Source organism: Streptococcus sp. Marseille-Q8145, from assembly GCF_965112035.1.
The window spans coordinates 60,263-86,641 of the sequence record NZ_CBCOPQ010000002.1 but is presented as its reverse complement, the minus strand read 5'-3'; the positions used below and the strand labels follow the sequence as shown (position 1 = coordinate 86,641).

Sequence of the window (26,379 nt, the reverse complement as noted above, 5' to 3'; positions counted from 1 at the left end):
CTTATTAGGTAAATGTTTCAGGTGAATATGAGAGGATTATTAAAATGAATAATACGGAATTCAAAAAAAATGTAGGTGAAGTTTTAAAACAAGAAGGTTTTATATATAAAAATAAGCAATATTATTTTGAAAATGAAGATTTGATTGTCTTTGTTGCTTTTCAAAAATCTAACTTTGAGAACTCTTTCTATATCAATTACGGATTTTTTATAAAAAAGCTTCATGAAAAATTGGAGAAGTTGAGTCATGGTTTTGGAGATTTTGGAGGTCGCTTTGTTTACAATGATAACGACAAAATGATTGGAGATTATAAACTGTCTGGTCTGACGAAGGAAAGTCTTTCAGAGAGTATTTTAGAGAATACAGAGAAGTTTATTAAACCAGCCTTTGAGAAAGGGATTGATGACTATTTGGAAATGTATCCTCACTTAAAACGAAGACTTCCTTTGAAAGTAAAAGAATATTTAGATCCTGCCTACAAATGAACAAAACAGAATTTAAAAAGATTGTTGGCGAAATTTTGAAATCTCAAAGTTTTGCTTATGAAAATAAATATTATACATTTGAAAATACTGATTTAAAGGTATTTATTGGCTTTCAAAAATCTAACTTTGAGAACTCTTTCTATATCAATTACGGCTTTTTGATCAAAGGCATTTATGCTGGGAAATTACCTCTATATAAACAAGGTTTGGAAGACTTTGGTGGTAGATTTGTTTATCAGGACCTAGATAGCTATAATCTAGAGAAGATAACCTCAGAAAGTTTAGTGGCTTCTATTAATAGTAATATCAAAATGTTGATTCAGCCTGCCTTTGATGATGGACTAGCAAACTATTTTGAGTTGTACCCTCACTTCAAGTTTCTTTGTAAAAAACGTGTGAAAGAATATCTGGGCTTCTAATTTTTAATGAATAACACAGAATTCAAAAAATATCAGTGAAAAGTCTAAAAGTATAAAAACAGAGAAATTGCTGTATAAGATTAAAGGACTTCCAGATATGCTGGATGGTTTCAATATGATTTCAGAGGTTGGAAAATGACAGAAGATAAAATTTTAACAAAAGAAGAAGTTCTCCGTGATGGTGTTTGTTTTGAAGATGAACTAGACTGGGGCGGAGAATGCTATGAACAAATTGTCTATGAAAATGAATCAGGAGAAGAGGTTCCTTATACTGGTTTAGCCTATGATTTATATCTAGATGGTCAATTAGAGTTTTATGGATATATAGATAATGGATATAGGCATGGTCTAGCTGTCTACTTTTATTCTAATGGAAAAATTAAAAGTATTAATAATCAAGACAGAGGTGCAGCCGAAGGAATTCAAAAAGAATATTTTGAAAATGGTGATATTGAGTCGGTTTCTTATTGTATTGCAGGAGGAGAAATTCTCTATAAAAAATATGATGAGACTGGTAAAGTTATTGAAGAAAAAACAGAGCCTACCGAAGATGATTTAAAGAGAGCAAAAAAGTGGGGTATTGATTTATCGACTTTAGACATGAATTTGAAGTAGAACAGAATCAATTAAAGAATCAGATAGATTTATCTAATCATTTTGAGGACTCAGATATTCGTTATGTCGCAGGAGTGGATTTGGCCTATTGGACAGAGAATGACAAAGAATACGGTGTTGCTTGCCTTGTGGTTATTGACCGGGAAAATCTCCAAATTGTTGAGGAGGTTAGTTTTCATAATGAAATTAGAGTTCCCTATCTTCCAGGATTTTTTGCTTTCAGGGAATTGCCTCTGATTTTGGAGGCAGTTAAACTGCTGATATTATTAAGTATAACTCCACCACCTTCATATGTTATTAATGAAACCAAGTGGGGCAGTTCTCAGATTAACCAGCATACAAAATCTGGTCCGCAGATGTCACAAAATTGGGTAAGAGATAGATTGGGAAATTTAGATCCGATGGAACAGATTTCTATCGAGAGGGCATTAGAAACAGGCGATGTGGATTTTGTCATCAGTAAAGTAGATACAAGTGGGAATGTTTCAACTTATTATACCAAAGAAATAATGGATTCTACTGGTAGGATTATTAGAGTTAAACCTGGCGCTGTTTGGCCGTAATAAAGGAGATATAAAATGAATATACGCGATACTTTAAATACAGAAGAGAATTATAAAGCTGGTCTAATGTCAAATAAAGAGGCATTACAGTATTTTCAAGAGAAATTAATAAAACTTCAAATTGATTTAGATAATGGAATCGAAAACTATAAGAAGCCAACAATAGAAGTGTATCATTCAACTTTAGCGACTATATTGTCTTATCAGAGGGATATTTTATTTGCAACTTATTCTAGTGGGGCTTCTTTGTTAGTTTTTAAAGAGGAATACATCTCATTTGTGGCTTGTTTAGTTCCAGTATGGCATAAGGGATGGGGATATGAACAAATGGTATGGGCGCTTTCTATTGGTATTCTGTTAGAGATTGATGAGGAGATTTTTGAACAGCTGGTAGATTTGGTAAAAAAAGATGATCCAGAGGATTATTTGATTGACTACCTGATTCAATATCGTCATCCAGCTTGGAAGATTCGGATTAATTATAATTTTCCAAGACCCTATGGCTTTACTAGGAAAATTATTGAAGAAGAGAATTCTGAACAGGCACTTAAACGGTTGCAAGAATATTTGACTAATAAATGGTATCAAGGGAGCAGAGATGCAGGCTGGTATGATTTGCATAAGCAGAATGTAAAAAACCATGTAGGTTATTGGTCCTTTGAATCAGGCGCTCTCTGCAAACTCAAGGGTTTGGATTACAAGGAATTGGAAGGTGTACCGTATTTCCCTTATGATTTGATTGCTGAATGGGCTGAAGTATAGAGTATTTTAATTTAACTAATAAAGGTATTTGAATAGGTGCTTGCATGACAATAGGAATTCAGCAATACAAAAATTGTACGATATTAAAAAACAACAATGATTATCAGATCCTGTGGAGTAGAGGGAAAGAAGTGCTTAACTTTCCCATTAGCCAAAAATTAGCAGAACGTGTTTCAAAATCAGAAAAAGATGCTTTAGAAGTAATGTTTTATTGTGAAAATCATCGTTGGCCAAAGGCAGATGAGTTAGATGATTATAATCATTCCAATACGATTGTACATAGAGGCGATGGATTTGTTGTATATGAAACAGATGGTTATTACGAAATTAGCTTCTTTAAAGAAGTTGGAGGAGCTATGGGCCCAGAAGTATGTTACCCCATTACTAAGGAACTAATGGATAAAGCATTTCAATCTTCTAGGGGAGCATATGAGGTGATGATTTATGCCGAAACAGGGAACTGGCCCTTAAGTAAGCAAGATGACATTGATAGAAACTATATACGTAATCATCCTGAAACTATGCTATCAAATATAGAAAATCAACGTGAGTTGTTTGATGTTGAAGAGTTTAAAGCTCTTGTAAAAAAAGCCATATCTTCAGAACTAAAACCAACTGAACTTGACGCTATTGGTATAGTTGATAATCATTTAGAGCTTCTTCTAGTAGACTCTCTCGAGTGGCAAGAAGAAATTGAAGCAGTCCATCTGGAAATTCTGCAGGAAAAAATGAACAATTATATTCACTTCCTCGAAAGCAAGCAATATGTGGAACGATACGGTGATAAGTTTGACAAAAAAGTCATTCATATCACATTCCAGTATTCCCCATCTGACAACGGTCTAGCCTTTCTCGCAGCGGTTCAGAAGGTGTTACAACCTACAGATATGAGTTTGAAGATAGAATTGCCGGAGTGATATGAAGGGGGCGAATTTCCGCTCTCTTTTTTGTCTCTTACAGTATGGTATAATTGAATTGGACAACACTTGGACTGTTATTATCAAAGAAAGGGGTAGAGCTTGTGTTAGATATTCGTATTGAGACCATTGATACTAAGTCTATGACATACAAGATATTAAGAAAATATTCTGCTTTACCTTTTTCACAACTAAAGCTAAGAATAGAAAATCATGATCCAGTGATGGTAGTAGATGACTTAAAGCTGGACGAGCTTCGAAGGGTTAGAGAGTTAATTTATGAGTTAAGCGGCATAGGCACTGAGGTTACGATAAAGGACTCAACAGGCATCATCACCTTGGGAGTATTGCATAATATTATCTCTAGTTATGAAGGGATTATGGCTGATATAGAAGAGCTAGATGCCCTTATATTTGATGAAGAGGATTGATTGCTAAATTTCTATATTTTAACGAATTTATAACTTGGAAAATCAGTGCTTCTGAAGCTGTCAGGGTCAATTCTTTTAGTATGTTGGTTGATAAGGGATTCAACATTCCTGATAAAGGGTGTGGAAGAGGTTGCTGATAATATTATTCTAAAAATGGATATAATAGAATAGGAAAAGGCTGTGAGATTAAGAGATAAATGGGAAGATGATTCAAATCAGTATAGAAGGTATAATCTTAAACAAAAGATAAATTCGCTTATCTTTGGTCTAGCTATAGGTGATGCACTGGGAGTTCCTGTGGAGTTCAGAGCTAGAGATACCTATCATATTTCAGATATGGTGGGTTATGGAACCTATAATCAACCAGCTGGAACCTGGTCAGATGATACTTCTTTATCCTTAGCACTTATTGAACACCTCTGTGAGGATTCTGATTTGAATGGGTTGATGGATAAATTTGTAGCTTATCGTCAGGGCTACCTCACCCCTTTTGGATATTGTTTTGATATTGGTGTTGCGACTAATCAGGCGATTGAACGGTATCTGGCAGGAGTCTCTCCAGAGAAATGTGGAGGAACTAGTGAGAGAGATAATGGCAATGGAGCTCTGATGAGGATATCTCCCTTAGCTTTGCTCTTATATGAAAATGTTGATTTCAGTTATAGATCAAAAATAATTGAGCAATATACTAAGCTGACCCATGCTCATCCAAGGTCTATCGTGGCATCTATTCTTTATGTCCAGCTTTTAATTGGTTTTCTTCTTAACATTCGTTTAGAAAAATTACTTTGTCAATCAAAACCTTATCTTGAAGATTATTTCAAGAAAAAACCAGAATACTGGGAAGAGTATCAAGAACATTTTAGAGAAATATTTGACAAAGAATTTTATCAAAAAGCCAGGGAAGATATTGCTTCTACAGGCTATGTTGTTGATACCTTAAAGGCTTGTCTCTGGTGTTTGGGGACAACAGAGAGTTTTGAAGAAGCTGTTCTAAAAGCCGTTAATCTTGGAGGGGATACCGATACCATCGGTGCCATTACAGGTACCTTGGCTGGAGCCCACTATCAACTGGAAGGCATCCCAGAAAAATGGATTCAACAGCTGGCTAATAGAGAATTGATTGACGAAAAATGTCGACAAATGCTAGAATGGCTAGAACGTTGATTTTCTGTAGTTGTTGCATATTTGAGCAATCCTTGAAATTAGGATGAACTGATTTCTAAGATGGTGGAAGAGATGGAGTTGTTTTTGGAAATAGGAGAGAAGGAAATCTACCAGTTGACCAAGTCTATCTGCAATATCAAGGTTCCCAGATACAGCTTAAAATTACACGGTAAACGAAAGGATTATCATGAAAGAAAAAGACTTACTTATCAAAGAATATCTTAGAGTAAAAAAAGAAGCTATTTATAGCCGCATTATATTCTTGCTAACGGCCGTTACAGGAGCTATTCTGTCCTTTGTTTTGATTCATTCAGGATCTAGGAATCTAATCTTTGAAAATGTTTCAATTGGCTTAGTTGTATTTGCAGGTATTGTTATATCAAGGCCGTATTGGACAAAAAAGAAACAATACGAGGCTCAATATCCAGAATTGAAAGGAATGTCTACAAGAGGAGCTGAAGCTTCTGGGGATTTTTGGGGAAGGCATTTGATTATATATCCAGCCATTCTTGTTTATATGGTTTGGGCCTTTTTTGCTTATTATCATCCTGTTCAAGATCAGGAAATAATAGATGTTGATCTCCCAGCGATTAGTACAGAAACTGAGTATAGTTTGGATTTCCCAAAATCAGATAGTTCAGCAAGCACAAGCGACAGTCAAGAAGACAACCAATCAGATGCTTCGTCGGTCGGACAAAATGAAAGTGGGGAGTAGAAAATGGTTGTTATCCGTAAAGCAATAGCAAAGTCTACGGAACAAACAGATATGTAGAAGATTATTCCAATTGAGAATAACAATAATTATTTTGGCGATAGATGAATATTTGATTCCGTAGTATAAAATAGTTGATCCAGATACCAAATTTCCTTCAGCCAACCTAACTGACGGGTCAAAAATGTACCTGAACGTCGGAGGAGAGGAAGTATTGGTTGGTAGAGTCAATAAAGATGGTATAATGGAATACGTGGAGGGATAAAATGGATAAAGAATTTCTAGTTTACCAAAATAAAGTATACTCTAATTTTGTGAATTATATAAATGACTATATCCTTCTTTCAGAAGATCCGGCAATGTTGAAAGAAGGCTATTTCCCCTATAGTTCCTATGTAGATGGTGAAGAAGAAGGTCTATACGGGAAGCTTGTGCCTTATAGTGAGGTTAGTCAGAGGTATTCGGTTTATGATCGTGTTTTGTATAAAGAACATGAATTTACAATTGCTGGTCACAAGCATGGGGATGATGATTTTACAGCACCCGATTCTTATGTGCGACTCCTGGTTTTTGATAAAGAATTTCTAATTGAAAACAATTTAGCTGATGATGCGGAATTATTGGATGAGAAATATGGCCAGACCATGTATGCATCAGGGAAAATCCCTGTCAGCGAAGTAACGATTCTACGTCGTAGAAAGGATTTGCCAGTAGACCGAAGGAGAAAAACATGAAATCAGTTATTTTTACAATAAAAAGCAACCAATCACTAAGAATTGGTGAGGTGCTTCAAGCAGAACTCTTTGAATGTTACAGCGTTTCCGCTAAGGATGCAGGATTAAAGCCATCTGCAGACTCTCTTATTTCGGATTTCCATTCCGTTCAGTTTGGGGTCAAAGAGAAGTCTAGTTTAGGGTTCCGTCTATCTTTTGATGGTCAAGCCTATCAGGTAGCTGTTCCAGATTTGGCGACAGCTTCTGACTGGACTGGGGCCTTGATGTTCTTGAAAACCTTGCTCATTCTCTTAGATGTAACTGTGTGTGAACATGATGGTGTGGAGTATGATAAAGATTCTATTCTAGAATTTCATTTCACGGATATTTTCTTATCTGCTCTTTCAGAATTGACCAAGGAAGTAAAAGTCCATCCTATAGTAGAAGTTATGGGAGTGAAACGTCCCATTTACATCAATGAACTCTACCTAGGGCAGATTATCCATGTTCCGGACGAGCAACTTTTGAATAGCTATGACCAGCGTTTGCGCTTTACCCAACAGCTGAATGCTTATTACTCTGAGCAGCAAGTTTTTAAAGTAGAGCAGGATGGTGAGGATATCATTATCCCTATCAATTATCTAAATAGTGAAGGACGAACAATCTTACCGGCTCAACCAGAGTTAGAACCTCAATATTTGCAACAGTATAGAGGAAGTAAGGTTGCAGTTGCACGACTATTTATCATGACAGCCGATGGGGAAAAACTAGCCGAAGTTCCTTATCGTCAGTACTTAGAGTCATTGACCGAGGGCATCTATATGCTGGATGCCAAGTATGTTCTGGTGGACCCAATTTCACCTGAGACTTTACAACATATACTAGCCAGAATTTAAAAAGTCGGATAAAAATATCTTTTGAGAAGTCTTCTTTGATATGATTTTACATTCCGACAAATATGTTCTATCAGGCTGAAAAATCAGATAAGTTTGGGAATTTTCAGAATAAATCAATGGAGTAACTAAATGAAAATATATGAATTACCAGAGCCTAAAGATTATCAATCTTTTATTAATTTTTATCGTAATGTGATGAGAGAAGGGAGAGAGGAAGAAGCTTTTTTAGGTACAAATCCAAAATATCGTATATGGCAAAGGGACTCTTATGAACTTGATAGTACAGATATTGGAGTATTGATAGAATATTGCTTATTCCCTCTGTATGCAGAAGGTGATAGGGATATAGCGCGTAGAACCTTTGATATCTTGAAAGAGTTTAGTTTATCTAATGATTTAATGAAATTAAAGAAGGTCACTCAATATATTTCTAATCAAAAATGGTTTGTAACGAATTATTATGATATTCCCTTTGTTATTGAAACAGATGAATTGGTAAGAAATATTATAGAAAGCACTTCCCACCTATCAGATAATCAAAAACGAACGTATACCTATGAAGGGTTGTGTAATGTATTAGATCGTAACCCATTATACAGACAGTGTGATGAAGAAAAGGTGGAGAAGATTCTCAAGGAATTCAAGGAAAAATACTACAATCCACCAAAGGTAGTAGAATTGTAGGAAACTAAATTCAGGATGTAGGAATTTTGATGACAAAACAGGAATTATTAGACTTTTTAAAATTTAATAGCAATGAACTTGGATATTATACCGTACACTTGAATAAAAAAGTTTTAGAGCAGTTTGCGATAGGGTATTATCAGGATTTAAGTGCAAATAGATTTATAGTGTATGAGGTGACTGAACGTCAACAGTTACATGAAAAAGCTAGTTTTGAAAGAGAAAAGGATGCTATTAAAGAGATTTATGAGATTGTAAATTTTAGATGTAGGATTAAAAGTATCCCTATTCAGTTAGATGTTTCAGAAATTGATGCAATCGGAACGAGTGATACAGACTTGGAACTTTTATTAATAGATGGTAATCTTTGGCTTCCAGATACCGAAGAAGAACATCTGTTGAAGCTTCAAGAAAAACTCAACAACTACATCTACTTCCTCGAAAGCAAACAGTATGTGAAACGATACGGCGATAACTTTGATAAAAAAGTCATTCATATCACATTCCAGTATTCCCCATCTGACAACGGTCTAGCCTTTTTAGCAGCTGTACAGAAGACATTACAGAATACAGATATGAGTTTAAAGGTAGAATTGCCGGAGTAATAAAGAGAGCGAATTCGCTCTCTTTTTTGTGGTATAATTGGACTAGGTTATTAAGACTTTTTTAAACAGGTAAAAATAGCGAACTGCATATGCCGTCATTGACACAACAGGACATTCATACGACAAATTTTTATCTGCGATTGAACGTCAAGGATACTATGAAATCAAAAATCCACGTGTCTATAAACCTGGCACTAATATAATTGAGCAAGTTGAAGGAATTTTTAGAATTAACCAATGGAGTAAATAAATGAAAAAATTTGAAATACCAGAGCCTAAAGATTATCAAAATTTTGTAAAAGACTATCGTGAAATAATGAAGGAAGGGAAAGAAGCAGAAGCATTTCTTGGAGAGGATATTAGGTATCGTTTTCAACAACGCAATTCAATGATAACAGAATACACTGATATTCAGGTGTTGATGGAATATTGTTTATTCCCTCTATATGTAGAAGGTGATAAAGATATAGAGAAAAGGACATTTGAGATATTAAAAGAGTTCTCTTTAAGTATTGATGAAAAGAAAATATGGCAAGTTACAGAATATTTATTACTTCAAGATTTCATTCTGTCGGAATATAAGCCTCTTCCTTTTGAAATTGATACAAGAAAATTAGTTCCTCTTATACTTGATACAATAGAAAAACTTCCTAACAAGTTAAAAACTAGTGGATATTACAGTCGATTAATTGGAAATATTAAATCAATTCCTTCTTTCAAGTCTTATGAGGTGGAAAAGGTAGAGAAGATCCTTAAGGAATTCAAGGAAAAATACTACAATCCACTTAAGGTAGTGAAACTATAGGAAACACCATGGAAAATTTAAAATGACGCAACAAGAACTAGTAAATTTTATTAATAAACATAGAGATAAGATAGGGGCATTTCATATTGCGCTTGATGAACGATTTGAAGGTCAATTTACTTTGGGATATTATTATGATGATAAGTCTAGGAAGTATAAAGTTTATGAAGTTAATGAACGCCAAGATACCTGGATAAGAAACGAATTTAAAAATGAAAGTGATGCAATAAATCGACTTTATCGTTTGATAAAAACAACATTTTGGATAAAAGAAACTCCAATTCAGTTAGATGATTCGGAAATCGATTGATTAGAAACAGTGATATATTTTTCATTGAGCATACTTATATGAAGGGGAAAGTTGTATTACCAAATGAATCAAATAAAAGGAAATGGCAATTATACAATGTCATAGATGACAGGAGGTTTTCAAGATATTGATAGAGTTGTTCAATATAGAGTCAAAGAAGGGAGTGAAATACCTGCAAATGTAGGATCTATCGGACCTCAAATAGATTTGGAAATCAACATGTATTTGCCAGGTGGACCCAATCAGATTGAAATGTTGAAGGGAAGAGAAAAAATGAAACATTTAGAGATAATTGAAATTCGTAATATAGAATATTGAGAGGGTAGTTTATATGAGGGTTAAATATACTGACCAAAGTGTTAAGTGGGAGAATAATGGAGAAACTATAGAAATTCACATAGAAAATATAATATTTGCAGACATTGATAAAGATAAAAATGTTATTTTTATTGGAATTGGAAAAAATTTTATTGCATCAGATTTTTATTATTACTCTATAGATGGGTTGTTAATACTCCAATATCATGAGTCGACTGACATTATTTCCTGGGATATAATCAAAGGTATGAAATAGAGATTCCTTATAAAGAAACAGTCTCTTTCTATCCTAATCAAAAACTGATTTTAGTTATTTATAGAACTTCATCTAAACAAACTTCGGTAACTGAGATGAAAATATTTGATTTGTATGGTAATCTTACTTATCAAGCTAAATCTCCTGAGGGTTATGCTATGGTTTATGTCACAGATGTTCTCAGTAACCAAATAAAGGTTGTTTGCGATGCAGTTATTGAGGAGAATCTAGATTCCTACGGTCGCGATCGTTTTCATTTCCTATTAAATCTAGATACAGGCAAATGGACAAAACTTGGTTTAGCATATTAAAATCTAAACTAGAGTCATCGAGTTCAGCTTTATAAAATTTACAATATGTTAATACTAGAGATTTGCCATATCCTGAGGGATATCAAGCATACCGTTAGTATGAAGTGCTGGTAGATTTAACTGAGGAAAATATTCTTAAAGTATTTGAAAATGTACCTAAAGAAGTGAAGGATGCCCTTCTCGATGCGATAGGAAATAGAGAATTTTCTTTATCAGACTTAGCCAATATTCGTATCAGACTTAGCCAATATTCGTAAAGGAAAAATTGTCCGAATCTTTAGGCAAGAAGGGAAACTCAAATCCAGCTTGGACAATCATTAAAATATTATGAGGATTTAGGTATACTAATATTTTATTGGTAAGTTCTTGCTTTAAATAGAATTCTCTACAAAGACAAGTGAGCACTCACTCTTTCAGCATCTCCTCTGCCCAATCACGTATTACTGCCATTGATGAAAAATTGGAGCGCCTTCGCATGGCTCAGAATATATAAAAGCACACAGACAGCAATTTAAAAATGGTGCATCCAGATTCCAAAAATTTCAACCAAGCGAAAGTTGGAATGGAGGTATTGTTGGAGGTAATGATGGAACAAGTTTCTGGTTGAGTAAAGAACATGCAGATATCATTGAAAAGGTTGCCAATGGAGATAATCGTCTTTACGAAATCATATTAGGACTTGATGAAGGTTATTTGGGAGATGGTCCGCTTTATCGTTTGGATGTTACTCCAGAAGTAGTAGCAGAAAAAGGGCTTTCAATACCAAGTGGAAATGAAGCTGGGGCCAACGACTGGTGGAGGCCAACAGGACGAACTTTCTCAGGAGATATTCCAGAAGGTGTCATGAAAGATATTAGTACCCAGAGAGGAGAACATACATGGAACATAGTAAATTAGACTGGGAAGATGTTATCCAGTTTGAAGAGGTAAAAGGCTACGGTCAGCATATATGGAGAGATGGTAATACTCTTTATTACGTTACTGAGGAGGGAGGAATTGCCCCTCAGCGTGTAGTTTATGAATTACCAAATGAGCTGTTTGCCTTATTAGAAAGTGGAGAGAGAACGCAGTTAGAAATATTAAGTAAACTTCAGACCGATCGTTGGCCACCGACTGAAGAAGAAAAGAAAGCTAGTGAGAAACAATTTATATTAAAAGGCTTAACTCCTTTAATAGCTAATCCTAAGAGTTGGGAATTATTTACTCAGGAAGAGCTTGAAAGATTAATTCCAATTGCTGAGCAAATGTGGATTGACTGGAGAGGCAAACTTCCAGATGATTATGTATCGCCACTTAAGTAAAAGAGGTATAAAATGAAACCAACAAAACTAGACTGGGAAGATGTTATCCAGTTTGAAGAAGTTGAAGGATACGGGAAATCCATCTGGAAAAATGAGGACAAGTATTATTTAGTTTTAGAAGAAGGAACCGTGGCTTCTTGGCTAGCGGTTTATGAATTACCAAATGAATTATTTGCCTTACTAGAGAGTGGGGAGAGAACGCTACAAGAAGTAGCTTGGAAGATTCAGAACGATTGTTGGCCACCGAACGTGACACAAGAAGAAGCTAATAGAAATTTCTTGAGGCAATATCCAGAAGCTTTAAGAGGAAATCCTAAAGCGCAAGGCTTATTCACAAAGGCTGAACTGGAAGAAGTATTACCCGAAGGGGCTGAAATTCTAGCGAGCAAAGATTAAAATAAAATTACTTTAAGTTCACTCGAAAGGTTAAATAATAATTTTTCTATGAATTAGTATTGAATGCCTATTATGTGTTGAATACGTGGAGGGATGATGGATAAATTATATATAGTTGTTGATGGAATTTAACATCGAAACTTTGATCGTGGCAGTACAGGATATTATTTAATTTCTTATGATCCTTTATCCGAGAATAATGGCTATAAATTATTTGATTCAGAGTTGAAACAATATAGAAAATACTTGACAGAAAAACAGGTTGAAAAAAATACCTATGAGAGACTCTGTAATGTATCAGACCGTAGTCCATTATACAGACAGTGTGATGAAGAAAAGGTAGAGAAGATTCTCAAGGAATTCAAGGAAAAATACTAAAATCCACCAAAGGTAGTAAAAACCATTAAAACAGTTGAGAAAATTGAGCTAGATGTTACAAGTATCGATGCGATGGGTGTCTCTGATGACCATCTAGAGTTGTTGTTGATTGATGAAAACAAATGGATAGAGTCATTAGAAGAAGAACATTTGTTGAAGCTTCAAGAAAAACTCAACAACTATATTTATTTCCTCGAAAGCAAGCAGTATGTGGCACGATATGGCGATAGTTTTGACAAAAAAGTCATTCATATCACCTTTCAATATTCTCCATCTGATAAAGGCTTGGCCTTTCTAGCAGCTGCTCAGAAGACATTGCAGAATACGGATATGGGTTTGAAGATAGAATTACCAGAGTGATAAAGAGAGCAAATTTAGAGGAGACGACCATCTTCTCTTTTTTGCGACAGACCTTCTCCTCCCATCGGCGCTCAATGTTTAATATTCAATATGGTATAATGGGACAAGGTAGATAGACGGCTAGTCTGATGATAGGAGAACGGGTAATTGAAAGCTAAAAAAATGTGGCGCATAGTTTTGAGGCATGAGTGGCAAAATAGAAGAGCTCTAGTCTGATAGAGTCGTAGCTAAGGATGCCTTAATAAAAACAATAGGAGGGTGGTTCAGTTAATGGCAAAGAGAAATAGAAAAAATAAAGAGAAGATTACTGATATAGAAAAAGAAAGATACCATGGTCCTTTGATTACACATGGTGTTAGTTTAGGCTACATTAAGATTTATCCATGGATTGCTTTAGCATTAACTGGTTTTCTGTATGTGGGTGGAACTTATGAAGACAATCTAGGCATCTTTACAGGACTTTCTTTGTTTTGCGGTGTTGTGAATATATTAGGTATTATCATTTCTTTTATTCCCTATTTGGTAAACGCCTGGAAGGCTTTAACGTATTATTTAATAGCCCTCACAGTGTTAAGTTTAGTAATAAGTCTAAATTTTATTTGTTTACTAATGGTTATTTCAGACGGTAGTTCTATAGGAGCTAAGGAGATATATCAATCCCCTCTCACCCCATTTTATGTCATCTTTATGTTACTTCTTTTTATCTTTGCTTGTGGCCTCTATGCTTGGTACTATCTCCCAAAGAATCAAGGAAAAGTCTGGGCTTTTAATCAAGTCAAAGATGGAGATAAAAAGAAAACATGGTGGAATAATTTTGCTATAGCTTTTGCGGGGGCAATAATCATTCCCTCCCTCCTAACAGGTTATATTCAGATTGCTTTTGGTGTTTTATTGGGAATTTTGTTGACCTTGACTTTGCCAGCTGTCATGGTAGATGCAGTTTATGCAGTTATTTATGTGAAAAAGCATCCTGATAGCGATGAATTAGGTTAAAAATATTGTAAAAATCCAAATTGCTTGACAACAGATTTGTGAGCCTTGGAATACACTATCCGACCTACGCATGGAGAATAACATTTTAAAAGTGTACTCTCCTTGGAACATGAGAGAGAAGCAGCTTAGAACAAGATATAGCAAGTGTTTTGTTTGACTATACCGCTGCTTTTATCTAATGGGACTAAACTCAGAACAGTTGTTTTACTTCAATCGTGATGATGTTGATAAAATGGTATATAAAGGCTATGGTGATGAAGAAGAGGAACGGTTTGCCGAAATTTATCAACGTTGGTTTGATGAAAATGCGACAACAATTAAAAAAAGGTGTAACTAAATAAAGGTATATCTATAAATATTCTCAAAATATATCATAATACTTTTAAATGAAAATCAAAAACGAGGAGCTGCTTTGACATTAAAGAGGCTCCTCGTTTTTAGTCATTTTCCTATCGTAAGCTAAGTCTGTGTGGTTGTAAGCCCAATATAAAAGTGCAAAAAAGTAGTTTGTTTCCTATCAAAAGGTGGCTGTTTTGATATTATGGTATAATAGAGCAAGAACATTTTCCTTGGCATATAATTATAATTTTCTAGGAATCAAAGATATAGCAAATGATATGGGCGACAATCTTGAAAAAAGTGTTAAGGAAATAGGAAGCAATATTGATTCAGGTATCAAGGAAGTTGGAAGTGAAATTGATGCAGGTATCAAGGAAGTCGGAATAGTATTGATTCAGGTATTAAATCAATTCAGAAAGTGTTTGGGTGGTAATCTTGGAAATTAATTATAGAGAAACGAAGTATTTTTGTCATCAACTTGTAGAACTAAATGGGAAAAAATATATATTAGATGCAAGTTCAATGACTCCCAAGTTCTACTATTGGGGTGTTCCAACGGAGGAATTAACGGTTGAGATGACAGAACTTAACAGAGAGAATATCAATTTTAGTACCCCGATTAATAAGTTTAAAGCTTCATATGTGGCAATCATGGTTCAACCGCTTGTATGGATTGTTTATTCTTTATTGAAAACTTTTTTTAAAGAGTACAATATTAGCCAACAGATAATTTTAAAATTAGTAGTATTTTGCGCATCTATACTATTCTCTTACTTGATTTTTTATTTTACAAGAGAGCAAGAACGTAAAAATGTTAAAGCTTTACTGCCTTCTTCTAGTAGAAGATATGAGATGATTTTTAAACCAGTATCTGCAAGAAGGCAAGTTTTTGATGCCTATATTTTTAATGTTCCTATAATAGCTTGTTTGACACTTTATTTGTCTATTAATGATGGAGGAGAAGGTATTGTTCTCGTTATCAATAGCATTGTCTCATTTTTTCTTCTATCATTTTTATTTGGAAAGGTTCCCATTCTTTCCGCTTATAAGATTAGAAACGTCACATTTGAAGGGATTAGAGAAATTAAATAAGGCCTTTGATTCAGGTAGTAAATCAATTCAGAAAGTGTTTAGGTAGTGAACGTGGAATTAAAATTTAAAGAAACAAATAAAACTTTTCATAAAATTGTAGATTTTAAAGGTGAAAAATATCTTTTGGATATGACTAGCATTAGTCCTAAAACTTATTTCTGGGGTTCTCTTCCTAGTGAAATCACAGCTAAATGCTTAAAGTTAGATAAAAGAGATACGAGTTTTGAGAGCTTAGCTCCAACTATGAGCAAATCTCTTGGTATTGGAATAGGTGTAGCAATAGGTGGAGCTTGTTATGGGCTTGTTACGAAAGCTTTTAAGAGTTATGACATTAGCCATAATATTTCTTTTAAACTAGGATTATTTGTCCTCTTTATTGTCCTAGCTTATCTTACTTTCAGGTTCATTGCTTTTGTGGTTCGTCGTAGTCTTCACCAAAAGCTTTCAAGTAAAGGAACGAAGTATCAAATAGTATTCAAACTAGCAAGGTCACAACGTCAGTTAAAACTGTATAAACTTCTGCCTATTCTTTTTGTTCTGGTTATAGGATGTTTGGGGTTTTATATATTTACTGATAATGGGACAGAGGCCTCTATCCTTATCATTAACAGTATTTTATTTTTGGGTTTCTTTACGGTGATCTTAGGTATGTTACCACTCCGAGAAAGTTACGAAAAGCAAGAGATTATTTTTGAAAAAATAGAAAAGTTGTAAGTTGATTTGTTTAGCTTATAAGTATAATTTTTAGGGGATCAAAACCATAGCAAATGGGATGGGTGACAATCTTGAAAAGAGTATAAATGAAATCGGAAGTGGCATTGACTCAGGTATTAAATCAATTCAGAAAGCATTTAGGTAGTAAATGATTCATTTAAAGTTCAAGACTGCTAATATGATGGCGTATAGTTTGTAGAATTAAAGAAATTATAAATTGAAAGAAAACCAAATAAATGTCTATTTTGCCAATCGGAACAATTGCTTATTTAAAAGATGGGAGTCAAAAACTAATGATTCTCAATCGAGGGGTTACTATAGAACAGAATGCTGAAAGTGTTTTGTTTGACTATATTGCTGCTTTTTATCTAATGAGACATTAAAAGTTGTTGCACTGCATAATATGCTATAATAGTCTATAGAAAGTCGAGGAAATGATGAAAAAAGTATGGTTTGTAGCGCTAGTACAGGGAGCGGCCTTGTTTGTGATAACGGGTCTGCTCTGTTATTTTATGCGAGGAGATTTTTTCTTCCGTGCTTTGGCGCCGATTTTTGGTCTGGCAGCGGGAGCCTTTCGCTTCTTGACGGCCATGGTGACAAAAACAATGGCTCCCAGTCTTTATGAGGATGGGAAGAAAAAGGAATAAGCTATGTAGCATTAGCAGGTCTGGGGATATTGGCGCCAGACCTTTTTTACAAAAGTGGGCACTGGAAATAAAGCCTTTTAATTTTTTTCAGAAAAAGGACAGGTAGGGGGGCTTTCCTAGGCTCTTTGTGGTAAAATAGTAACAGAATTAAAATTTTGGAGAGTAAAGATGAAACGTTCAATGTATGCGGGACGTGTTCGTAGTGAGCATGTCGGCCAGGAAATTACTTTGAAAGGTTGGGTTGCCCGCCGTCGCGATTTGGGAGGCTTGATTTTTATTGATCTGCGTGACCGCGAAGGTATTATGCAGCTAGTTATTAACCCTGAGAGTGTTTCAGATGAGGTCATGAAGACAGCTGAGAGCCTGCGCAGCGAGTTTGTCATTGAAGTGACTGGTAAGGTAGCTGCGCGTGAGCAGGCCAACGATAAGTTGGCCACAGGAAGTGTAGAGCTTCATGTGGACAGCCTGACAGTACTGAATACTGCTAAAACTACTCCTTTTGAGATTAAGGACGGGATTGAAGCCAATGATGATACGCGCTTGCGCTACCGTTATCTGGATCTGCGTCGCCCAGAAATGCTGGAAAATCTCAAGTTACGTGCCAAAGTGACCCATTCCATCCGCAATTATTTGGATGAGCTGGAGTTTATCGATGTGGAGACACCGTTTTTGACCAAGTCAACGCCTGAAGGGGCGCGTGACTATTTGGTGCCGAGCCGTGTCAATCAAGGTCATTTCTATGCCCTACCTCAAAGTCCACAGATTACCAAGCAGCTGTTGATGAATGCTGGTTTTGACCGTTATTATCAGATTGTCAAGTGTTTCCGAGACGAGGACTTGCGTGGAGACCGTCAGCCAGAGTTTACACAGGTAGACTTGGAAACTTCTTTCTTATCTGAGCAAGAAATACAAGACATTACAGAGGGCTTGATTGCCCGTGTCATGAAGGAAACCAAGGGTATTGAAGTCACCTTGCCTTTCCCACGGATGAAATATAACGATGCCATGGCCCTCTATGGTAGCGACAAGCCAGATACTCGCTTTGACATGTTATTGCAAGACTTGACAGAGCTTGTCAAGGACGTTGACTTTAAAGTCTTTTCTGAGGCACCAGCTGTCAAGGCGATTGTGGTTAAGAATGCTGCTGACAAATACTCGCGTAAAGATATTGATAAGCTAACAGAGCAAGCCAAGCAGCACGGAGCAAAGGGACTTGCTTGGGTCAAATTTGCTGGTGGAGAACTAGCTGGACCTGTTGCTAAGTTCTTGATAGACTTGTCAAGTGAGTTGACAGCTGCTTTACAGCTTGAAGAAAACGATTTAGTTCTCTTTGTGGCAGACACCTTGGAGGTTGCCAACGCAACTCTAGGCGCTCTTCGTGTCCGCCTAGGCAAGGAATTAGGTTTGATTGACCCTGCTAAGTTTAACTACTTGTGGGTCGTAGATTGGCCAATGTTTGAGTGGTCGGAAGAAGAAGGTCGCTATATGAGTGCCCACCATCCATTCACTTTGCCTCAAAAAGATTCTGAGCAAGAGTTAGAAGGGGACCTGAGCAAGGTTCGCGCAATTGCCTATGATATCGTACTCAATGGCTATGAACTAGGTGGTGGTAGCCTACGTATCAACCAAAAAGATCTGCAGGAACGGATGTTTAAGGCTTTAGGTTTTTCAGCTGAAGAAGCGCAAGACCAGTTCGGCTTCCTTCTAGAAGCCATGGACTATGGTTTCCCACCACATGGAGGTCTGGCTTTGGGTCTGGATCGCTTCGTCATGCTCTTGGCCGGTGAAGAAAATATTCGTGAAGTCATTGCTTTTCCTAAGAATAACAAGGCTTCTGACCCAATGACGCAAGCACCAAGCTTGGTTGCTCCAGCACAATTAGAGGAATTAAGTTTACAAGTAGAATCACATGAAAAAGACTAGTTTGCGGAAACTTTTTCGCTATTATCTTCATCGCTTTGCCTACCATGTCAAGTTGCTAGAAGTCCTGAAAAGTATTTCGCGTGAAAAATATGATGAGAAATTTTCAGCCTCTCTAGTATATGGCTTTCTCTCAGCAGTAGCGGTCAATTTCTTCTTTCAACCGGGGCATGTCTACTCAAGTGGGGCAACAGGTTTGGCGCAGATTGTATCGGCTCTCAGCGGACGCTTTATCGGTTTTACGATTCCAGTTTCCATCACTTTTTATGCCATCAATATTCCGCTGATGATTTTGGCTTGGTACCAAATCGGACATAAGTTTACTGTCTTTACTTTCATCACTGTATCGATGAGTTCATTTTTCATCCACTTTGTTCCAGAGGTGACATTGACGACCAATCCCATCATCAACGCCCTGTTTGGAGGAGCTGTCATGGGAACGGGGATTGGCTTTGCCCTCAAGTCAAGCATTTCGAGTGGGGGGACGGATATTGTCAGTCTGACCATCCGCAAGAAAACTGGCCGCAACGTTGGCAGTATCTCCCTGATTGTCAATGGCATTATTATGCTGATTGCTGGTTTGACCTTCGGTTGGGAATACGCTCTCTACTCAATGATTACCATCTTTGTATCCAGCCGTGTGACGGATGCGGTCTTTACCAAGCAAAAGCGGATGCAGGCCATGATTATCACCAGTCATCCTGAAGAGGTGATTAACAAAATTCACCACAAGCTCCACCGCGGTGCGACCATTATCAATGGGGCGGAGGGAACTTACAATCACGAGCAAAAGGCGGTACTGATTACAGTCATTACCCGTGCCGAGTTTAGCGAATTTAAGTACATCATGAAGCAGACAGATCCGACAGCCTTTGTCTCTGTATCTGACAATGTACATATTTTAGGAAGATTTGTAGAAGAGTAGTCTCGATTATCGACATTGCTAGTGAATCTTACTCAAACTCAGTGAATACATTTATACATAAAAAAAGGAACAAGTTCAGCTGGATGTTTTCCCATCCAAAATGAACCTGTTCTTTTTTATAGTTATTACTTTATTTCAAAACCAAGACTTGCTTAGCAGGAACTGTATAAGAATCTGCTAGCGGGGCGATTGGTTTTTTAGCGTTAATGTGCGGATACTGAAGGTGGATGCTTTGTTTCATTTTGTTTTCATAAGTCGCTGCTTCAGTACCAAAGTTAATCAAAATGGTCAGCGCTTGTTTATCTTTTTGAATCTTATATTCAAGGAGGCTAGGGCTGAGCCATTTGACCTGACAAGCTTTTTGAATAGCAGAGCTAGTTGTCAGAGTCAAAAGCGGATGAGCCTTTCTAAAGGCAATGAGTTGTTTCAAAAATTCAATGTCTTCAGTGTAGTGAAGTGAGCGCAGCCAGTCTAGCTTGTTAATATCATCAGGCAGGTTGTAGGTGTTGTCAATCAGATTCTTGGTCCGATAAAATTCCTGCCCGCTGTGGAGGAAAGGCACCCCTTGTGCTAAGAGAACGATGTGCAGTGCTAGACGAGAGTTAGCTAGGCGCTGACGGAGGCTGATATTTGGATTTTGAATATCAAAATAATCAAACACCGTTGCATTGTCATGGCATTCTACATAGTTGATCGCCTGATGAGGCGCTAGGAAATGCGGCTCTCCTGTCAAGCCGACATTGGCTGTCAGGACATTTTCTAGCCAGCTGGTTGCGTGCTCTTTGTCCAGTCGGCTACCTTGGACGATGGTTTGCTTGATCGTATCACGGAAATGATCGCTGAAGAATCCATACTCAGGTAGTTGTTCAGCGTTGAACTGATGAGCTAGAAGGTCGCTATTAAGACCGGTAGGCATCTGCCACCCTTCTCCGTAAAGGTAGATGTTTGGATGAATGGCTTTTAGTTCCTGAGCGATTTGCTTCATGGTGGTTATATCGAGAATGCCCATCAGGTCAAAGCGGAAACCGTCAAAGCCGTAGAGGCTAACCCATTGCTGGACGGATTGTTGGATATAATGGCGCACCATAGCTTTTTCACTAGCCACATCATTTCCGCAGAAGGTACCATTTGTCCGTAGGCCTTGCTCATCGAGACGATAGAAGTAGCCTGGGACAATTTTTTCAAAAGCATAGGCATCTGCTTCATAAACGTGATTGTAGACGACATCCATGATAACGCTCATATCAGCCTGGTGATAAGCTGCAATCGCGTCTTGTAGTTCAAAGATACGGCTATAGGGATCGTGTGGGTCGCTTGAGAAGCTACCTTCAGGAACATTATACTGGACGGGATCATAGCCCCAATTATAAACGAGCTCGGGGTGTTTTTCGTCAACACTGCCAAAGTCATAGACTGGCATAAGCTGAACGTGTGTAATGCCTAAATCCTGCAAGTATTTGAGACCAAAAGTGTGGCCGTGTACGGTTGGAGATTCGGACAGAGAAGCAAATTTACCAGGTTGTGAAAAACCAGCTTCCTTTTGCATGGAGAAATCACGCACGCTCATTTCATAGATAACGGCTTCTGTTGGTTTTACTTGGCTGGCAGCGCGCTGAATAGGTTTTCTAATCTTTTTGCGATCAATGACATAACTATGACCAGAGTTGGCATCTGAAGAGAGGGCGTAGGGGTCATGTACTTCTACCCATTTTCCGTTCACCTTATGGATATAGTAGTAGGCCTTGCCTTCTAAGTCCCCAAGGACCTGCGTATGCCAGACACCTCTATCTTGCCTTTGGAGGGGAATGACCTGATCTTCCAGATGAAGCAAAACTTTTTCCGAAATAGGGGCCCACAGTTTGAAATCTGTTGCCTGAGGGCTATAGCTAGCTCCCAAATCTCTTTCTTGGTAGCTAAATAATTCATCAAAAACTGGCTTTTGGACAATGTGGCGATACTGGAGGATGCTGTGATTGCGGTCCTGATCATAGACTGTATAGGATTCAGTCAAATCAATCGGGTCATTGACTGAAAGGGTGTAGACAATCTGATGTTCTTGATTCTCAATTTTTTTGATGGTCAAAGGACTAGAGCTATGCTTGTCCTCTAGAGTGAAATGGATAGAATAAGCATCAAAGGACTTTTCCAATTCGATAGTGATGCTATTTTCATCATCTAAGTAGGCTTGGAAAATACGATAAACCATGAAATTTCTCCTTAACTAACGAGTAAGAATGCTGTGGGGGATAACCTGGCGATAGCAAGTATGCTTGTCATCCTTATTATCTTTAATGATTTGGAGCAAGGTACGGAAAGATTCCCTCCCCAACTCGAGGGTGTTGATATTAATATAGGCATCCACGTCGATGCGTGGCTTGATAGAGTCAAAAGTGATAATCGGGAAGCGGTAGTCAATGTCTTTGAGATAGTGGAGAGCCCCTTCGGCAACCATACTATCCGATGTCACAAAGGCTTCAATTTCCTGAATAGGCATCTTTTCCATAATCTTATAACTGCTATCTTCCAAGAGGAAACCGAAAGAAAACTTGACGATGTTTTCATCGAGAGGGATGCCTGCTTCTTCTAGGGCTTGTTTGTAGCCGGCAAAGCGGTCTTGGGATACGACAAGCTCTTTATTCCCAGCTAGAAAGGCAATTTTTTTATAACCTTGATCTAGGAAATATTTGGTTGCATCGTAGCCAGCCTTGATATTATCATTATCGACCAAAGAAACAAATGGTGACACTGCTTTCCCTAAAATCAAGAAAGGAAATTGGTTTTTAATCGCAAAGTCAACCAGCGGATCGTTTGGCTTAGAATAGAGAAAAATCAAACCATCGACGCGTTTTCCGAAAATCATTTGTTTAATATTTTCTAAACGACGCTCTTCGTCCTGTCCGGTGCTAATCTGAATGGCATAGTCATGTTCAGATGCGATGCGCGAAATCCCCCGCAAGACAGTTGGGAAGAATGGGTTTTGGTAAAAAAGATCCGAATCATCGGGCAGCACTAGGCCGATGACTTGGGTTGATTGGCTGACCAGACTTCTAGCGTTGAGATTTGGATGATAGTCCAGTTCTTTCATGGCAGCACGAACCCGTTTTTTAGTTTCATCGCTGATGGTTGACTTGTTTTGTACGACGCGTGTCACCGTTGAGGGAGACACACCCGCTAGTTTCGCTACTTCTTTAATCGTAACGCGCATAATAACCTCCTAATTTCTGAAATCCTCATCACGAAAATGTGTTTTGTAGAAAATAATCACCAAATAAAGAACAAACAAGATATTTTGAACGGTGATAATCGTGGGCAGGCTTTGCCCAAATAAGCCGCAGATAAGACCGATAATCGTTGGTAATCCTAGGCAGTTGAGGATAAAATGATAGCATTCTTTAAAGGTTTTAAAAGAAAATAACCGTGATTTCTTGGTCAGATAGAGCAAGAAGGAAGCACCGAGTGCTAGAAAGGTAAAGTTGATGCTAAAGAGGAAGCCTGCAGAGAGGATTAGAAAGAGGCTGATTACCAGGCGGTTTTGCTGGAACCAGTCTTTAGAAATGGCTTTGGTCAGGGCTTCTTTACTTTTTAGAGCTTTCTGGTCAATGGCTTGGTAGCGGATATTGGCCAGTTCTTTTCCTTCTTTAGTGATTTTGAGATTTTCTTTGTCGAAGTAAAGCGTCAGCTCCTCGCCTAATTTGAGCTCCTCGTGATGGCCGATAATGACAGTCCCAGCGGCATTGTGATGAATCCCTTCAGGATTTTCAGTGGTCAGCACATGGTCTTTCATCTGGGCATGATGGCCCAAGTCAATCATCACGTCTTCATCCAAAGTGTCAAAAGCCTTATCAACAAAGGTATCCAGAGCATAGCTCGTCAAAGATGCTGTTTGAATGGCCACGGGAATCAAAGACAGAGAAATCAAAAAGATGCTGGTAAAGATGAGCTGGAACCAGCTAAGCATCCGACGATTGGCGAAAGTTTTTCTAAAACCAATCAAGCTCGAAAAGTAATTAAAAGGATAAGGTAACATAGCTGCCTCTTTCTAAAATTATAATCAGGTGGTGGCCAATAAAGAACTTATTGGCTGCCATATAACTATAATTGTTTTTAAATCAAAAACAGGGTGGGACAAGATTATCCCTTGTCTCCACCACTTGTTAAACCAGATACAAAATTCTTTTGCAGGAAGAAGAAGAGAATACAGATTGGAAGGGCAGTGAGAATCGCACCGGCAGCAAAGAAGGCAATTTTTTGATTCTTGACATCGCTGACGAAGGTACGAAGACCAACTGCAACCGTATAAAATTCTTTTTCACGAAGAAGGAAGCTGGAGAGGATGTAGTCTCCGAAAGGTCCCATGAAGGCCCAGAGAGCTTGCACAGCAATCATTGGACGAACGAGGGGCAGGACAATCTGCCAGAAACGTCTGAAATGACCAGCACCGTCTAATTTAGCCGACTCATCCAGAGACATAGGAACGGTATCGAAGTATCCTTTCATCAACCAAGCATTCATTGGAATACCACCACCCACATAAAGGAAGATGAGGAACCAGCTTTGGTTAAGGGCATTGAGCATCAGCGCCATAACGAAGAAGGCGGTCAGAGCTGCAATGGTTGGCACCATTTGGATAATCAAGAAGAAAACCAAACTTTGCTTTCTTGCGATGAAATTGTAACGGCTGTATGCATAACCTGCAAGTACCACTATACTGGTTTGGACAATCATTGTCAAGACGGCAATGATAATGGTGTTAAAGTACCAAGTACCATATAGAGTCTCTGAGAAGAGACGAGAGAAGTTTTCCAGACTGAAGTTGATGTCTGTGTCTAGCTTGAAGGCCACGACATTCCCCGTCTTGAAAGCAGACATGATCGTGATCAAGAGCGGGTAGAGAATGATAATGGAAAGCACTACAAGGTAGAGATAGGTCAAACTATGGTTGATAAAACGTTTAAATTTAACAGAACTATTCATCTTATACATCCTCCATATCAAATGCGTGTAGTTTCTTGAAGGCAATCATAGAGATAGAGATGACGATGATGGAGATGATGAGGGTAACGGCCGCCGCCATTGAATATTGCGGTGCTGTACCTGTGGTCAAACGATAAATCCAAGAGATCAGGATATCGGTTGAACCGGCTCCTCCACCGACACTACCAGGACCACCTGCATTGAAGAGGTAGATGATTGAGAAGTTATTAAAGTTAAAGGTGTATTGACTGATCAAAGTTGGTGCCGCAACTGCCAAGATCATTGGGAAAGTGATGTTGCGGAATTTCTGCCAAGCATTGGCTCCGTCGATGTAGGCTGCCTCGTAAAGGTCGTTTGGAATAGACTGCAAGATACCTAAGGTCAGGACATAGATATAAGGGAATCCAAGCCAACCTTGCATCATAATCAGAGCAATCTTAGTCCAAGTCGGATCAGTCTTCCACGGAATTAGCTGTCCATCTAGGAAGGGAAGAACCTTGCTGAGAAGCGGGATGACTTGAGTGTTGATGGCACCGATACTATCGTTGAACATGTTTGAGAAAGTCAGGATAGTGATAAAGGCTGGAACTGCCCAAGGAAGTAGGAAGATAACACCAAAGATGCGTTTTCCTTTGATGAATGGTTGGTTGGCAATAATAGCAGTGAAAATACCGATTACGATTTGCAAAGTAGAGGCTGCCAGCGCCCAGATGATAGTCCAAGTCAAGACAGAACCAAAGGCTGCACGGAAGGTGCTCAATTGCCAAATGTTAGCAAAGTTGGTAAAGCCAACCCAATCCAAGAGTTTATTTGGTGGCAAGTGTTTGAAATCATAGTTTGTAAAGGCGATCAAGAGTGTTACCAATACAGGGAAAATGATGGCAAAAGTCATTGCCAGATAAGAAGGGATGATGAGTAAGTAAGGGAAGCCATTTTCATAGATTCCATCAAACATTTCCTTCAAGGTAGTATGGACAGGATAATCATTGTTCCACTGTTTAGCAACCGTCTGAGCATCCTTCAAGTTAAATCCATAGAAAATCAGGAAAAATACCACGAGGATGAGGTGGAAGGCACCGCGGATCAGCATGAAGAGTGAGTTGTCACCACGGACTTCACCAAGGGTGATGAGATTTTCAATTTCTGGAAGGGCAATAGCTACGAAATAAGCTAAAAATGCAACCGTAACCCCAAGAAAGATGTATCCTTTGGCTTTTTGATCATTATAGATTTGCCCCAACCCTGGAATGAGGGAGCGCAACATGGCTTGTTTGGGATCTTTTTTTGTCATTGTAGTCTCCTTAGATACGAGAAAGATTGAGGAATTGCAGTAAGTACAAGTCCTAATCCGAGTTTTTCTTATTAGAAGAT

General features: G+C 37.8%; 35 protein-coding genes and 1 pseudogene. 31 read left to right on the top strand and 5 right to left on the bottom strand.

Annotated features, from left to right (window positions below; genetic code table 11):
* The first annotated feature begins 44 nt into the window (after positions 1–44).
* The 31 genes and pseudogenes from ACWPVL_RS03635 to ACWPVL_RS03485 all read left to right on the top strand — a co-directional run bounded on the left by ACWPVL_RS03635 (position 45) and on the right by ACWPVL_RS03485 (position 20,034).
* Positions 45–485: a DUF4304 domain-containing protein gene (locus ACWPVL_RS03635; RefSeq protein WP_454386981.1), complete on the top strand. Its 441-nt coding sequence runs from the start codon at positions 45–47 to the stop codon at positions 483–485.
* On the top strand, positions 482–904 hold the full coding sequence (locus ACWPVL_RS03630) for a DUF4304 domain-containing protein (RefSeq protein WP_454386979.1): 423 nt from the start codon (positions 482–484) through the stop codon (positions 902–904). The genes ACWPVL_RS03635 and ACWPVL_RS03630 overlap by 4 nt, the downstream gene beginning before the upstream one ends.
* Positions 905–1,039: 135 nt before the next feature.
* Positions 1,040–1,519: a toxin-antitoxin system YwqK family antitoxin gene (locus tag ACWPVL_RS03625; RefSeq protein ID WP_454386977.1), complete on the top strand. Its 480-nt coding sequence runs from the start codon at positions 1,040–1,042 to the stop codon at positions 1,517–1,519.
* Entirely contained in the window at positions 1,492–2,082 is a 591-nt protein-coding gene (locus tag ACWPVL_RS03620) for an endonuclease V (protein ID WP_454387667.1), read from the top strand. The genes ACWPVL_RS03625 and ACWPVL_RS03620 overlap by 28 nt, the downstream gene beginning before the upstream one ends.
* A gap of 15 nt (positions 2,083–2,097) precedes the next feature.
* Positions 2,098–2,844 carry a PoNe immunity protein domain-containing protein gene (locus ACWPVL_RS03615; protein WP_454386975.1) on the top strand — a complete coding sequence of 249 codons (747 nt, stop codon included), beginning with the start codon at positions 2,098–2,100 and terminating at the stop codon, positions 2,842–2,844.
* Positions 2,845–3,047: 203 nt separating this feature from the next.
* Entirely contained in the window at positions 3,048–3,761 is a 714-nt protein-coding gene (locus ACWPVL_RS03610; protein ID WP_454387665.1) for a DUF6572 domain-containing protein, read from the top strand.
* Between the two features lie 104 nt (positions 3,762–3,865).
* On the top strand, positions 3,866–4,192 hold the full coding sequence (locus tag ACWPVL_RS03605) for a hypothetical protein (protein WP_125370928.1): 327 nt from the start codon (positions 3,866–3,868) through the stop codon (positions 4,190–4,192).
* 180 nt (positions 4,193–4,372) lie between these two features.
* A complete protein-coding gene (locus ACWPVL_RS03600) occupies positions 4,373–5,359 on the top strand; it encodes an ADP-ribosylglycohydrolase family protein (protein WP_125370791.1) in 987 nt (328 codons plus the stop codon).
* Positions 5,360–5,546: 187 nt separating this feature from the next.
* Positions 5,547–6,074 carry a hypothetical protein gene (locus ACWPVL_RS03595; protein ID WP_454386972.1) on the top strand — a complete coding sequence of 176 codons (528 nt, stop codon included), beginning with the start codon at positions 5,547–5,549 and terminating at the stop codon, positions 6,072–6,074.
* A 263-nt stretch (positions 6,075–6,337) separates the two neighbouring features.
* A complete protein-coding gene (locus tag ACWPVL_RS03590; RefSeq protein WP_454386970.1) occupies positions 6,338–6,805 on the top strand; it encodes a hypothetical protein in 468 nt (155 codons plus the stop codon).
* Complete coding sequence (locus ACWPVL_RS03585; protein WP_454386968.1) at positions 6,802–7,680, top strand: DUF4299 family protein; 879 nt, start codon at positions 6,802–6,804, stop codon at positions 7,678–7,680. The genes ACWPVL_RS03590 and ACWPVL_RS03585 overlap by 4 nt, the downstream gene beginning before the upstream one ends.
* Positions 7,681–7,809: 129 nt before the next feature.
* Positions 7,810–8,364, top strand: coding sequence for an NAD glycohydrolase inhibitor (locus tag ACWPVL_RS03580; protein WP_454386966.1), 555 nt, complete (start codon positions 7,810–7,812; stop codon positions 8,362–8,364).
* A 29-nt stretch (positions 8,365–8,393) separates the two neighbouring features.
* A complete protein-coding gene (locus ACWPVL_RS03575; RefSeq protein WP_454386964.1) occupies positions 8,394–8,969 on the top strand; it encodes a DUF6572 domain-containing protein in 576 nt (191 codons plus the stop codon).
* Between the two features lie 250 nt (positions 8,970–9,219).
* Positions 9,220–9,774: an NAD glycohydrolase toxin immunity factor gene (ifs, locus tag ACWPVL_RS03570; protein WP_454386962.1), complete on the top strand. Its 555-nt coding sequence runs from the start codon at positions 9,220–9,222 to the stop codon at positions 9,772–9,774.
* A gap of 22 nt (positions 9,775–9,796) precedes the next feature.
* Complete coding sequence (locus tag ACWPVL_RS03565) at positions 9,797–10,084, top strand: hypothetical protein (protein ID WP_125373111.1); 288 nt, start codon at positions 9,797–9,799, stop codon at positions 10,082–10,084.
* 105 nt (positions 10,085–10,189) lie between these two features.
* Positions 10,190–10,402 (top strand): hypothetical protein, encoded by a 213-nt coding sequence (locus ACWPVL_RS03560; RefSeq protein WP_454386960.1) that lies wholly within the window; start codon positions 10,190–10,192, stop codon positions 10,400–10,402.
* Positions 10,403–10,415: 13 nt separating this feature from the next.
* Positions 10,416–10,658 carry a hypothetical protein gene (locus ACWPVL_RS03555; protein ID WP_454386958.1) on the top strand — a complete coding sequence of 81 codons (243 nt, stop codon included), beginning with the start codon at positions 10,416–10,418 and terminating at the stop codon, positions 10,656–10,658.
* Between the two features lie 95 nt (positions 10,659–10,753).
* A complete protein-coding gene (locus tag ACWPVL_RS03550) occupies positions 10,754–10,969 on the top strand; it encodes a hypothetical protein (protein WP_454386956.1) in 216 nt (71 codons plus the stop codon).
* A 603-nt stretch (positions 10,970–11,572) separates the two neighbouring features.
* On the top strand, positions 11,573–11,866 hold the full coding sequence (locus ACWPVL_RS03545; protein WP_454386954.1) for a hypothetical protein: 294 nt from the start codon (positions 11,573–11,575) through the stop codon (positions 11,864–11,866).
* Positions 11,848–12,270, top strand: coding sequence for a hypothetical protein (locus tag ACWPVL_RS03540; protein ID WP_454386952.1), 423 nt, complete (start codon positions 11,848–11,850; stop codon positions 12,268–12,270). Before ACWPVL_RS03545 ends, ACWPVL_RS03540 begins: the two co-directional genes overlap by 19 nt.
* A gap of 12 nt (positions 12,271–12,282) precedes the next feature.
* Positions 12,283–12,666 carry a hypothetical protein gene (locus tag ACWPVL_RS03535; RefSeq protein WP_454386950.1) on the top strand — a complete coding sequence of 128 codons (384 nt, stop codon included), beginning with the start codon at positions 12,283–12,285 and terminating at the stop codon, positions 12,664–12,666.
* A 267-nt stretch (positions 12,667–12,933) separates the two neighbouring features.
* Positions 12,934–13,404 (top strand): annotated as a pseudogene (locus tag ACWPVL_RS03530) (DUF6572 domain-containing protein); the annotation flags it as partial.
* Positions 13,405–13,674: 270 nt separating this feature from the next.
* Positions 13,675–14,397, top strand: a complete 723-nt coding sequence (locus tag ACWPVL_RS03525) for a hypothetical protein (RefSeq protein ID WP_454386948.1) — start codon at positions 13,675–13,677, stop codon at positions 14,395–14,397.
* A gap of 178 nt (positions 14,398–14,575) precedes the next feature.
* A complete protein-coding gene (locus ACWPVL_RS03520) occupies positions 14,576–14,734 on the top strand; it encodes a DUF4176 domain-containing protein (protein ID WP_454386946.1) in 159 nt (52 codons plus the stop codon).
* Between the two features lie 196 nt (positions 14,735–14,930).
* Complete coding sequence (locus ACWPVL_RS03515) at positions 14,931–15,182, top strand: hypothetical protein (protein WP_454386944.1); 252 nt, start codon at positions 14,931–14,933, stop codon at positions 15,180–15,182.
* Complete coding sequence (locus ACWPVL_RS03510) at positions 15,163–15,828, top strand: hypothetical protein (protein WP_454386942.1); 666 nt, start codon at positions 15,163–15,165, stop codon at positions 15,826–15,828. The genes ACWPVL_RS03515 and ACWPVL_RS03510 overlap by 20 nt, the downstream gene beginning before the upstream one ends.
* A gap of 51 nt (positions 15,829–15,879) precedes the next feature.
* Positions 15,880–16,542: a DUF443 family protein gene (locus tag ACWPVL_RS03505; RefSeq protein WP_454386940.1), complete on the top strand. Its 663-nt coding sequence runs from the start codon at positions 15,880–15,882 to the stop codon at positions 16,540–16,542.
* A 236-nt stretch (positions 16,543–16,778) separates the two neighbouring features.
* Entirely contained in the window at positions 16,779–16,925 is a 147-nt protein-coding gene (locus ACWPVL_RS03500; protein ID WP_454386938.1) for a DUF4176 domain-containing protein, read from the top strand.
* 51 nt (positions 16,926–16,976) lie between these two features.
* Positions 16,977–17,189 carry a hypothetical protein gene (locus ACWPVL_RS03495; RefSeq protein ID WP_454386936.1) on the top strand — a complete coding sequence of 71 codons (213 nt, stop codon included), beginning with the start codon at positions 16,977–16,979 and terminating at the stop codon, positions 17,187–17,189.
* 168 nt (positions 17,190–17,357) lie between these two features.
* On the top strand, positions 17,358–19,112 hold the full coding sequence (gene aspS / locus ACWPVL_RS03490; protein WP_454386934.1) for an aspartate--tRNA ligase: 1,755 nt from the start codon (positions 17,358–17,360) through the stop codon (positions 19,110–19,112).
* The gene (locus tag ACWPVL_RS03485) at positions 19,099–20,034 is read left to right on the top strand and encodes a YitT family protein (protein ID WP_015605976.1); all 936 of its coding nucleotides are present in this window, start codon (positions 19,099–19,101) and stop codon (positions 20,032–20,034) included. The genes aspS and ACWPVL_RS03485 overlap by 14 nt, the downstream gene beginning before the upstream one ends.
* Positions 20,035–20,164: 130 nt before the next feature.
* On the opposite strand, the gene pulA is transcribed toward ACWPVL_RS03485, so the two are convergent.
* From pulA to ACWPVL_RS03460, 5 genes are all read right to left on the bottom strand, one after another.
* Positions 20,165–22,240, bottom strand: a complete 2,076-nt coding sequence (pulA, locus tag ACWPVL_RS03480; protein ID WP_454386932.1) for a type I pullulanase — start codon at positions 22,238–22,240, stop codon at positions 20,165–20,167.
* Between the two features lie 15 nt (positions 22,241–22,255).
* On the bottom strand, positions 22,256–23,239 hold the full coding sequence (locus ACWPVL_RS03475) for a LacI family DNA-binding transcriptional regulator (protein ID WP_045500145.1): 984 nt from the start codon (positions 23,237–23,239) through the stop codon (positions 22,256–22,258).
* Positions 23,240–23,248: 9 nt separating this feature from the next.
* Positions 23,249–24,061, bottom strand: coding sequence for a DUF1189 family protein (locus ACWPVL_RS03470; protein WP_454386930.1), 813 nt, complete (start codon positions 24,059–24,061; stop codon positions 23,249–23,251).
* 104 nt (positions 24,062–24,165) lie between these two features.
* Positions 24,166–25,008 carry a sugar ABC transporter permease gene (locus tag ACWPVL_RS03465; RefSeq protein ID WP_005592080.1) on the bottom strand — a complete coding sequence of 281 codons (843 nt, stop codon included), beginning with the start codon at positions 25,006–25,008 and terminating at the stop codon, positions 24,166–24,168.
* A gap of 1 nt (position 25,009) precedes the next feature.
* Positions 25,010–26,299: a carbohydrate ABC transporter permease gene (locus ACWPVL_RS03460; RefSeq protein ID WP_187420984.1), complete on the bottom strand. Its 1,290-nt coding sequence runs from the start codon at positions 26,297–26,299 to the stop codon at positions 25,010–25,012.
* Positions 26,300–26,379: the final 80 nt, after the last annotated feature.